The 9,883-nt window shown below is 59.2% G+C and carries 10 protein-coding genes and 1 tRNA gene; 3 read left to right on the plus strand and 8 right to left on the minus strand.

Annotated elements, in window-relative coordinates; genetic code table 11:
* Window positions 1-30 precede the first annotated feature (30 nt).
* On the minus strand, window positions 31-1,170 hold the full coding sequence (locus tag ACRESH_RS23890; RefSeq protein ID WP_431744289.1) for a hypothetical protein: 1,140 nt from the start codon (window positions 1,168-1,170) through the stop codon (window positions 31-33).
* A gap of 86 nt (window positions 1,171-1,256) precedes the next feature.
* Here ACRESH_RS23890 and ACRESH_RS23895 point away from each other — a divergent pair, with 86 nt between their 5' ends.
* On the plus strand, window positions 1,257-1,874 hold the full coding sequence (locus ACRESH_RS23895) for a D-Ala-D-Ala carboxypeptidase family metallohydrolase (protein WP_431744290.1): 618 nt from the start codon (window positions 1,257-1,259) through the stop codon (window positions 1,872-1,874).
* Here ACRESH_RS23895 and ACRESH_RS23900 read toward each other — a convergent pair.
* Window positions 1,862-2,740, minus strand: coding sequence for a LysR substrate-binding domain-containing protein (locus ACRESH_RS23900; RefSeq protein WP_431744291.1), 879 nt, complete (start codon window positions 2,738-2,740; stop codon window positions 1,862-1,864). The two genes, ACRESH_RS23895 and ACRESH_RS23900, sit on opposite strands and share 13 nt — an antisense overlap.
* Before the next feature lie 123 nt (window positions 2,741-2,863).
* Here ACRESH_RS23900 and ACRESH_RS23905 point away from each other — a divergent pair, with 123 nt between their 5' ends.
* The gene (locus ACRESH_RS23905) at window positions 2,864-3,481 is read left to right on the plus strand and encodes a LysE family translocator (RefSeq protein WP_431744292.1); all 618 of its coding nucleotides are present in this window, start codon (window positions 2,864-2,866) and stop codon (window positions 3,479-3,481) included.
* A 77-nt stretch (window positions 3,482-3,558) separates the two neighbouring features.
* Here ACRESH_RS23905 and ACRESH_RS23910 read toward each other — a convergent pair.
* Window positions 3,559-3,635 (minus strand) — tRNA-Met (locus tag ACRESH_RS23910).
* A 49-nt stretch (window positions 3,636-3,684) separates the two neighbouring features.
* A complete protein-coding gene (locus ACRESH_RS23915) occupies window positions 3,685-4,308 on the minus strand; it encodes a FecR family protein (RefSeq protein ID WP_431744293.1) in 624 nt (207 codons plus the stop codon).
* A 169-nt stretch (window positions 4,309-4,477) separates the two neighbouring features.
* Between ACRESH_RS23915 and ACRESH_RS23920 the strand changes: the two genes are divergently transcribed.
* Complete coding sequence (locus tag ACRESH_RS23920; RefSeq protein ID WP_431744294.1) at window positions 4,478-5,695, plus strand: MFS transporter; 1,218 nt, start codon at window positions 4,478-4,480, stop codon at window positions 5,693-5,695.
* A 41-nt stretch (window positions 5,696-5,736) separates the two neighbouring features.
* Here ACRESH_RS23920 and ACRESH_RS23925 read toward each other — a convergent pair whose 3' ends face one another.
* The 4 genes from ACRESH_RS23925 to ACRESH_RS23940 form a co-directional block, all read right to left on the minus strand.
* Entirely contained in the window at window positions 5,737-6,168 is a 432-nt protein-coding gene (locus ACRESH_RS23925; RefSeq protein ID WP_431744295.1) for a hypothetical protein, read from the minus strand.
* A complete protein-coding gene (locus ACRESH_RS23930) occupies window positions 6,169-7,932 on the minus strand; it encodes an FAD-dependent oxidoreductase (protein ID WP_431744296.1) in 1,764 nt (587 codons plus the stop codon).
* Between the two features lie 87 nt (window positions 7,933-8,019).
* On the minus strand, window positions 8,020-8,811 hold the full coding sequence (locus tag ACRESH_RS23935; protein WP_431744297.1) for an SDR family NAD(P)-dependent oxidoreductase: 792 nt from the start codon (window positions 8,809-8,811) through the stop codon (window positions 8,020-8,022).
* Window positions 8,808-9,710, minus strand: a complete 903-nt coding sequence (locus ACRESH_RS23940; protein ID WP_431744298.1) for an FAD-dependent monooxygenase — start codon at window positions 9,708-9,710, stop codon at window positions 8,808-8,810. The genes ACRESH_RS23935 and ACRESH_RS23940 overlap by 4 nt, the downstream gene beginning before the upstream one ends.
* Window positions 9,711-9,883: the final 173 nt, after the last annotated feature.

Raw genomic sequence — 9,883 nt, forward strand, 5'->3', positions numbered from 1 at the left:
GTGGGAGCGGGCTTGCCCCGCGATAAGTTCTCAAGTCTTGTTCAGCTCCCGCAATGCACGCGTCATCACCCCGGTATTGCACTTGGCCCTTGCCTGCTCAGGCGTCATCTTGCCAACAGTGCGGAAATACAATTCACAGGTCTGCTTCTTCGCTGTTACCTGCCACTTCTGCGTACATGCCCCCAGCGTCGCCTGGGCATCCGCCTGCGGATTACGGCCCATTCCCGCCTGCCAACAGGCAGCGCTCAAATCCTGTCCCATCATCTTCAAACCTGCCTGGTCGGCCTTGTCCTGATCACCGTCATAATTGGCTTTGTCAGCGGCGTACCAGATCGCGCTCGGGTGGTTGGCGCCCAGTACCGACACCTGTTGTCCGGCTTGCGGGCTGATGCTGACCAGTCCCAGCACGTTCAGCTTCGGCCCATACTGCTGCTCGATCCAGCTGCGTACCGGTGAGCCGAACGCGACCATGGGCAGGGCGATGCCGCTGGCGCTACGGGTAACCTCCTGGACCATGCGTAGCTGGTAATCCTTGAAGTACTCATACACCCCTTGCAGGTCCTTGCCGGCGCTGGCTGGCGCGGCGATTGGGGCGATGTCGACGATGGTCTGGTAGGCCGGGGTCTGCTCGGCGGGGATGCCGTTGAAGGTCAGCAGCGTCGCCCAGCGGTCGCTGGTGTTGGAGCGCAGATAGTCCTGGGCCTGGGTCAGTGAGTAGTCCGGCGGGAAGTGCAGCAGCTCGATGCTGCGGCGGTTCTCCAGGGCCATTCCCAGCGGCAGGAACAGGTTCCAGCTATAGGCCCATTTGCCTTCGCGGTTCAGGCGGCTGGCGCCCTGATAGGCTAGCTCGCCGGTGTCGAGCAGGGCCTCCAGTGGTTTGCTGTAGTTGCTGGGTACGCCCTGGATTTCGGCATGCAGGTTGTCGTTGTCGCGCCTGACCTGCACCTTGGCGGCGGGGTAGCCGTCGCGCTGCACGCTCTGGGTCAGGTAGTGCTCGACCGTCTGTTCCAGGCTCCAGTCGCGAAAACAGATGACGTTGCAGTTGTTGGGGTGGGCGAACAGCCGGGTCACGCGTTCCTGGTTGCCCAGGTTCAGCTGGGCATCGGCCTGGACCGCTGCACTGCAGGCCAGGGCTGTCAGGCCCAGGGCCAATCGAACTGTCGTGTACATGCTTAACTCCTTGTCAGTGCCTCCTCGCAGCGGGAGGGTTGCCATTCTGGAGAGGTTTCCCGGGGATTGGGAAGGGGAGGATGCTGATGGCGGCGTGGTGCAAGGCAGGTATTCCTGCAGGATTTCTACTGGCGCTACTGAGCACTGCCCAGGCGCAAGCCGATGAACGCGACCTGCACCTGTTTGCCCAATGGGTCGGCGATCATGAAACCCGGGCTTTTCGGCAGATGCTGGTGGATGCGCGCCTGTATGGCGTGGTGCCGATCTATCAGTTGCTGCGCTCGGCCAGTGACTGGCGCTTGTGCTCGGCGCAGCCCTTCGCGGTGGCGCCAGCGGCGCAGTGGCCAGCAGTACGTTCGACCCTGCAATTGCTCAAGACTCTGGATGATCAGGGTATATTGCAGCGCTATGAAGTGGTTTCGACGTACCGCGATCCGCGCCTGAATCACTGCGCTGGCGGCGCCGTAGACAGCGCGCATACCCGGGCGTTTGCGGTTGATGTGGTGCTGCCGCCCTGGGCCGATCCCAGCCCGCTGTGCCGGTTCTGGCAGACCCAGGGCAAGGCCTGGAACATGGGGCTGGGCCGTTACCCATCGGGGCGAATCCATATCGACACGGCGGGTTTTCGCACCTGGGGAGGGGATTTCAGCGCAGGCTCATCCTTCTGCGCCTTGCCTGAGACCGATAAGCCTCAGAGCAAATGAGCCAGGCAGGCCTCGGCTTGCGCGCTGACCCATTGGGCGAAGCGTCGGCATTTGTCGTCGGCGGGCATGGGGTGCGGCCAGAGCAGGTAGTACGCCGATTGATCCTGCACAAAGCTGCGCGGTGCTTGCAGCTGGCCGCTATCGATCTCGTCCCCGACCATCAGAAATGAAGCCATGGCCACACCCAGGCCTGCCACGGCGGCCTGGATGCATAGATAGAAATGTTCGTAGTCAGCGCGACGGCTGTCCCGGGCTGATTCGCCCGTCAGGCGCAGCCAGGTGTTCCAGGCGCTGGGCCGCGACGCGCTGTGCAGCAGACACTGGCCATCCAGGCCCTGGCCCGGTATAGCCAGGTTGGTGCTGCTCACCGGCCCCACCCATTCGTCACAGATCTTCACCGCGTGCAGGTCGGCTTCCCAGCGAAAATCATCACGGCGCAAGGCCAGGTCGACGCCACTGCGGGAAAAATCGATGGGGCCACCGGCTGCCACCAGATGCAGGTGAATATCGGGGTGGGCGGCATGAAAGGCGGGTAGCCGTGGAATCAACCATTTCATCGCGATGGTCGGCTCGCATGACAGCACCAGCACGTTCTCCCGGGCCTGTTGTTGCAGGCGATACACCGCGCCTTGCAGTTGCTCGAACACCGACAAGGTGGTGCCCTGCAGTGCGCGGCCGGCAGGGGTGAGGAAAATTGCGCGGTTACGCCGTTCGAACAGTGCCACCCCCAGGGACTCTTCCAGCAGGCGCACCTGGCGGCTCACGGCACCGTGGGTGACGTTGAGCAGTTCGGCGGCGCGGACGAAGCTCTGGGTCTGCGCAGCAACGTCGAAATAGCGAAAGGCGGTGAGCGCGGGCAGTTTCATTTGTGTGAGAAAAACTAGCGGATTTACTGCACTATAAATCGCTTTTTGCCTTGAATGAAGCTTTCGATAATGGCGAAGTACAGTCCTATCTGTGCAATTGCCTAGCAGATCGAGGAGCTATTCGTGAATGAACTCATTGCCGTTGCCGTGTTCACCGTCCTGGCGGTGGTCAGCCCTGGCGCGGACTTTGCCATGGTCACCCGCAGCAGTTACGCCTTTGGCCGTCGTGCTGGTTTGTCAGCCGCGCTGGGCATTGCTTTGGGGGTGCAGGTGCATGTGCTGTATACGGTGCTGGGCATGGCCCTGATCATCAGCCAGTCCCCGTCGTTGTTCCTGGCGATGAAGGTGCTGGGGGCGGGCTACCTGATCTACCTGGGTTACAAGTCGTTGACCAACACCACACGAATGTCCCTCGAAGGCGATGTGGCTTGCAGCCAGCTCGGGGTGTTGGCAGCCTTTCGCTCGGGCTTTCTGACCAATGCCCTGAATCCCAAGACCATGCTGTTCGTGGTCAGTGCCTACACTCAGGTCGTGCAGCCGGGTAGTTCGCTGGCGACCAGCCTTGGTTATGGCTTGTTCATGTCCGTGGCTCACTGGATCTGGTTCAGCCTGGTCGCGCTGTTCTTCTCCAGCACGGCGTTGCGCCGGGCCATGCTTGAGCGGCAACAGACGGTCGATCGAGTGATTGGTGTGGCGTTGATCGGGTTGGGCTTGGCAGTGGTGTTTGCCAATGTACGCTGAGGCGCACTAGAGAAGGGCGGGATAAAATCGCAGGCAATAAAAAAGGGCTTACCTTGCGGTAAGCCCTTTTTAGTACTTGGTGGCTACACAGGGACTTGAACCCCGGACCCCAGCATTATGAATGCTATGCTCTAACCAACTGAGCTATGTAGCCAAGTGGCGCGCATTATTCGCTTTAAACGAATACCTGTCAACACTCTTTTTTAAAAAATTAATCGTGCGATCAACTGCTTAGCGGGCAGGCGGCTCAGAAGCTGTACCTGTGTGTGGTGCGCCAGCATCGGTAATCGGACGATGATCAATTGTCTGGCCAGGTTGTGGGCCCGCAGGCGCTGGCCAGGAGCGAGCAAACGCTTTTCGCCGAAAGCGCTGCTGACCTCCACTTTGCCCTTGAGCAGGATCACTTCGTCGTGCTCATGACCACGGCTGACCGAGAAACGGGTGCCAAGCACCTGAATCTGAGCGTCATCGACTTCGACCACAAAGGGGCGACCATCATGGACCACATTGATGAACAACTGCCCCTGAATCAGACGCACCTTGCGTACCGGCCCGCGCAGATCGACGTCCACCGCGCTGGCGCTGTCGAGCATCAGTTTGGAGCCATCGGCCAGCTGGATCTGCCGACGCTCGCCTGAGGCGCTGGCAACATCACTGTTCAGCCGTTGCAGATACGGCAACTGCATCATCAACACCAGCCCACCGACCAGCAACACACTGGCGGCGATTGTCCAGCCTAGCCAGGAGTGCGGGGCCTCGCGTCGTTGCGCTTTGTGTACCCGGTTGCCAGGTTCGCTCGATAGTACTGAGGTGGGGGATGGGTTCATGATGTGTGCGGTGCTCTGAGCGGGAAGCAAGGGCTGGGAAATGTAAAAATGCTATAGCTATTGATAATCATTAGCAATAATGTCGAGATCACGTTCGTCGAAAAGAATAGTGCGCTTGCTAACGAATTCTGGATAATTGGATCCCACCCACCGGATGGAAGACTTTGTCATGGCTGTAAGCAGTGCCTCGTCCATTTCGCCCGCAAGCGCCACGACTGCTCAGAGCAGCCCGCTGGTCATGCGGATCATCGCCGCCTGCGCCCTGGCGCACCTGATCAACGACCTGATCCAGGCCGTGCTGCCGTCGATCTATCCCATGCTCAAGGCCAACTACGGGCTGAGTTTTGCCCAGGTGGGGATGATTACCCTGACCTTCCAGATCACCGCTTCGCTGCTGCAGCCCTGGGTGGGTTTTTACACCGACCGTAAGCCGATGCCGAATTTGCTGCCGCTGGGCACCCTGTGCACCCTGGTGGGGATCGTCATGCTGGCGTATGTCGGCAGCTTCCCCATGATTTTGCTGGCGGCTGCGCTGGTGGGCATCGGTTCTTCGACCTTCCATCCGGAAACCTCACGCATTGCCCGGCTGGCCTCGGGCGGGCGCTTCGGATTGGCGCAGTCGAGCTTTCAGGTCGGTGGCAATGCCGGTTCCGCGCTCGGTCCACTGCTGGCGGCGGCAATCATCATTCCATTCGGCCAGGGCAATGTGGTCTGGTTCGGGCTGTTTGCGGTGTTTGCCGTACTGGTTACCTACGGCTTGAGCCGCTGGTACCGCGAACACCTGAACCTGTTCAAGGCCAAAGCCGGCCAGGCGGCGACTCATGGTCTATCGCGTGGGCGAGTGATCGGTGCGCTGGTGGTGCTGGGGCTACTGGTGTTCTCCAAGTACTTCTACATGTCCAGCCTCACCAGTTACTTCACCTTTTACCTGATCGAGAAGTTCGACCTTTCGGTGGCAAGTTCGCAGTTGCATCTGTTCCTGTTCCTCGGCGCGGTGGCCGCCGGGACGTTTTTCGGCGGGCCGATCGGTGACCGCATCGGGCGCAAGGCGGTGATCTGGTTCTCGATTCTCGGCGTGGCTCCGTTCACCCTGTTGCTGCCTTACGCGGACCTGTTCTGGACCAGCGTCCTGAGCGTGATCATCGGTTTTATCCTGGCGTCGGCGTTCTCGGCCATTGTCGTCTACGCCCAGGAACTGGTGCCGGGTAACGTCGGGATGATCGCCGGGATTTTCTTCGGCCTGATGTTCGGTTTTGGTGGCATCGGTGCGGTGCTGCTCGGCTACCTGGCCGACTTCAAGGGCATCGAATACGTCTACAGCCTGTGTTCGTACCTGCCGTTGTTCGGCCTGTTGGCGATCCTGTTGCCGTCCACCGGCAAACGTTGAGAGCAATCAAGCCCGGCTGTCCGTAGGGGCAGCCGGGGGGGTTAGTTGTTCACTGCGCCTTTTTCGATCCAGGCTTTCAAGGCGTTGATCAATTCAGGGGCTGCCTGAGTTTGCCCGAACGGCATGGCATTGCCTTTGCCCCCTACCGAAGCCTGGTCGCCAGTGACCTTGTGCATCAGGTAACTCTGCTCGGGGGATCCTGGCTCCACCAGTTTCAACGCACTTTGCCGGGACGGGATATCGACCAGTCCGGCGTAGGCCTTTGCGCGTTGCAGGTCGAGGTTTTCAGGTGCTGATCCGGCGATATGACAAGACACACAGTAGGTGTCGAGCATCGGTTGGATCGTGGTCTTGAAGCTTGGGGAGGTGGCCAGTGGGACCTCTGCCATTGCCTGGCAAGACGCACCGAGCAATAACACCGCAGGACCAACAGCGCCGAAGGTGGCACGGATAGCCATTCTGAAGTGTGGCATTCAGACCTCCTTGATCGCTTCGCGCGCGGCGTTCTCGCCAGCCAGCCGACCAAACGTCAGCGCCGTGCCCAAGGTTGCGCCGGCAGCCCAGTAGGCATCATGTGCAGGGCTGGCGATGCAGTTACCGGCACCGTAAAGCCCGGCGATGGGTTGATCTTCGTAGTTCAGCACGCGACTTTTCTCGTCGATCACCGGACCACCGTTGGTGTCCAGGGTGACGGGGGCAAGTATCACCGCGTAATACAGTGGATACAGGGTGAAGTTGTCCTTGTCATTGGCCTGATGCGGGGTGTCGGTACGTGGTGGCCCAGGATAAAAGAACATGTAGTCGCGGTCGTAGGCGAAGTCGCCGCGTTTGTAGTCGCTATCTTTGCCGCTGTTGGCAAAGCCGTTGAAACGGGCAAGTGTGCGTTGCATTTCTTCGGCAAATCCCGGATCGAGGCGCAAGTTCCCCGTATGCGTCGCCAACGAAGCCAAGCGCTGGTCAAGTGCCTTGGCCAGTTCATCGAATGTTCTGCCCTCCAGCACATAAGACTCTTTTGAGCCGGGGGCTGGAATGGGTGGGTGGCCGGCGAAAAGATCGGCGGTTCGTTGGTCGTAAATCATGAACATCAACAGGTTCGGGTAGTTGGCGGTGCTCGGGTCCCAGGTGAAGTGAACTTTGGAGCGGTCGTGATAGTTGCGTTTTTCGTTGACGATCCGACGGCCGTACTTGTTCACCAGAAACATGCTGTCTCCTGGCGGCACCCAGATCTCTCTCGGTACGCTGGCATAGGCGATCGCCTCTTCGAGTAACGTCTGTGCACGCCAGGCACCCCCCATGTTGCCCAGTTGCGCCCCAAGGGCGCCGCCAATGCGAATGAAGTCACCTTCACAGGTGGGGATACCGCAACCACCAAAGACCGGGTTGACCTGGAACTGTGTACGCAGGTGCTTGTTGGCGGTATAGCCACCGGTACCGAACACCACCCCGCGCCGAGCCCGGATGTTCAGGCGCACGGGATTGTCGTCCGCTCCCAGGGTTGAGGCTTCAAGTCCGATGACCTGCCCCTTGCTGTTCTCGATCAAGCGTTCTACCCGGTGAGCGAGCCGTACATCGATTCCGCGTGCATCGATGGCGGCACGCAGCTGGCGCATCAGTTCAGCGCCCAGCCCCAACTGATTGTTCGGCTGCCTGGGCCCCAATGCCCGACCGCGCAAGCCGACCGAGCCGGCAAACACATCGCCATAGTCGGGCTGATCCGGCACATCCTCGGCAAAAATGGAGTAGCGCATCGAGTCCAGCGCCTTCATTGCCTTGAGCTTGTCGATGGTCGGCGAGGCTTCGGCATAGAAAGTCTTGAGCTGATTGAAGGTAGTCCGTGGCAAGCCAAGCGTTTCATGGTCCGGGTTGTACAGATGTGGATAGCTATAGCGAGCCATGTAGGTCAGGCAGGCTTTTTCACTGTCCGCCAGCCCTTTTTCTTTCATGTGAAAGTTGTTGGGGATCCAGTAGGCGCCACCGGATTTTGCCGAGGTACCGCCGAAGAACGGGGCCTTTTCCAGCAAGATGACCTTGCTTGCACCTTCATGCGCGAACAAGGCGGCGCTTGCCCCGGCGGCACCGCTGCCGACCACCACCACATCGGCTTCGAGGTCCCACGTTCTGTCAGGTGTTTTTGTGCTTTGTGGGGTAGCGGCAAAACCCAGGGTTGATACCGCTACACCGCTGGCTCCGGCAACCAGAAGGTTGCGCCGGGATATCCGAGGCGTGTTCTTTGACATGTTGCTTTTCCTTGTCGGAGTCGATATCCATTGCAACTCGGTATCGCCACATCGCGGCGATCAGCATCCAGGCACTTGGCTCCTGCTTCAGAAACAAGACCTGACAACGCCACCATCGACACGGAAGGCCGTGCCATTGATCGATGCTGCGTTTTCGCTGCACACGAACGCCACGGCATCGCCGATTTCGTTGGGCTTCTGGAAGCGCTTGATCAGTGAACTGGGGCGTAAGGTCTTGAAGTAATCCTCGGTGAACTGCTCAATGCTTTCGCCTCCCAGCTCGCGAACGAACGCCTTGACGCCGTCGGTGAGGGTTGGTCCTGGCAGCACGGAGTTCACGGTGACGCCTGAGTTGGCGCAGGTTTCAGCGAGTCCACGCGCCACTGCCAATTGAGCGGTTTTGCTCATGCCGTAGTGGATCATTTCCTGGGGGATTTGAATGGCGCTTTCACTGCTGATGAACACGATACGGCCCCAGCCCCGCTTTTTCATTGTTGGCAGGTACTGGCGTGAGAGACGCACGCCGCTGAGCACGTTTACTTCAAAGATCTTCAGCCACTGCTCATCGGTGATCTCTTCAAACGATGCAGCGCCGTAGACGCCGAGATTGTTCACCACAATGTCGACATGCGGATGTTCCTTGTACAACCGTTCGATTTCTTTTGGGTCGCTGAGATCGGCTACGAAGCCGATGAGTTCTCCAGTGGGCGATTGTGCCTTGTTGCGCAGCGCTTCAATGGCGGCAGTCACCGATGCTTGGGAGCGACCGTTGATGATGACGCTGATGCCCTCGTTATACAGGGATTGGGCGATAGCCAGACCGATCCCTTTGCTCGAACCGGAAACGACGGCCAGGTGAGGGTTGTTGAACAGTTTCATGCCAGCTCCTTTTGCTGTTGCGTTGCACCCTTGAGGTGCAGGTGAGGTAGATGAAGCACGAGGCGCAATACGCCTTCGAGGATTTGCTCGGGATTGCCCTCCAGGGTTCCGGCCCAGGCGATATGGCCATCCGGGCGGATCAGGGCAATGCTGGTGTCGGTGAAGCCGATCCGGTTGTGCAGGTCGAAATAGATGTCCTGAACATCGGCTTGTGCGCCAATTCTCCAGGTTGCCAGAGGAATGCCATGCGCCCCGGCGAAGCGCTTGGCCGCGCTGATCCAGGCGTCACCCAGGCAACCGGCGATGAGTGTGAACTTGCCCTTCCCAAGCAGTTCGAGGGTGGAAATTTCAATACCTTTGCGAGTCACCCAGGCATGGGGGAAGCGGGCGCCGGCCATGATCCTGGAATGAAAGGCGGCGTTGATTTTATCCTCTGGCTCGAAGTCGGCCATGCTGCCTATGACTGCAGACGAGTTGTACAGAATGTTGGCCTCGACCCCGAGGCAATTGAACTCGTAGTTTTTCCGGGCAATGGCCTGGGCGAGTTGGCTGCGGGTAGATGCGCCTGATACACCGTCCTCAAACAACACACTCAGGTCTAGCGCGCCTGATTCTCCGTCAGGCTCGAATACCGACAGCAGAGCTTTGGTTTCACCAATACTCTTGATCGCCCGTGTGACAATCTCCTTGCCCACCGGAGCGCGTTCCGGCGAGTAAGTGTCCAGAAGCGTCGGCGCCGAGATGCCCTTGATGACATAGGCCAGTTTCCAGGCCAGGTTGTAGGCGTCCTGGATCGAGGTATTGGAGCCCAGTCCATTGTTTGGCGGATGCCGATGAACCGAATCACCGGCGCACAATACCCGGCCCGCAGCATAGTGGCTGGCGTAAGCCTTGTTCACGGTCCAGGTCGAAATCGAGGTGATATCGATGGCTACATCTGAAACGCCTAGTGTTCTGTCTCAAAAATAAATTTCCTACTTGAGCTACTCTTCCATAGTCAGCCGTGACATGGAGTGCCGCTATGAACTCTCAAGACATCGTGCTCAGTGACGACGAACAAGTTGAGCTGAAC

The sequence above is a fragment of the Pseudomonas sp. genome, from assembly GCF_050739775.1.
Classification (GTDB): Bacteria; Pseudomonadota; Gammaproteobacteria; order Pseudomonadales; family Pseudomonadaceae; genus Aquipseudomonas.

Excerpts from the sequence above, each read along its gene's own strand:
- ACRESH_RS23900 (WP_431744291.1), bottom strand. The coding sequence starts at position 2,740 with ATGAAACTGCCCGCGCTCACCGCCTTTCGCTATTTCGACGTTGCTGCG.
- ACRESH_RS23915 (WP_431744293.1), bottom strand. The coding sequence starts at position 4,308 with ATGAACCCATCCCCCACCTCAGTACTATCGAGCGAACCTGGCAACCGG.
- ACRESH_RS23925 (WP_431744295.1), bottom strand. The coding sequence starts at position 6,168 with ATGCCACACTTCAGAATGGCTATCCGTGCCACCTTCGGCGCTGTTGGT.
- ACRESH_RS23935 (WP_431744297.1), bottom strand. The coding sequence starts at position 8,811 with ATGAAACTGTTCAACAACCCTCACCTGGCCGTCGTTTCCGGTTCGAGC.
- ACRESH_RS23930 (WP_431744296.1), bottom strand. The coding sequence starts at position 7,932 with ATGTCAAAGAACACGCCTCGGATATCCCGGCGCAACCTTCTGGTTGCC.
- ACRESH_RS23920 (WP_431744294.1), top strand. The coding sequence starts at position 4,478 with ATGGCTGTAAGCAGTGCCTCGTCCATTTCGCCCGCAAGCGCCACGACT.
- ACRESH_RS23890 (WP_431744289.1), bottom strand. The coding sequence starts at position 1,170 with ATGTACACGACAGTTCGATTGGCCCTGGGCCTGACAGCCCTGGCCTGC.
- ACRESH_RS23895 (WP_431744290.1), top strand. The coding sequence starts at position 1,257 with ATGGCGGCGTGGTGCAAGGCAGGTATTCCTGCAGGATTTCTACTGGCG.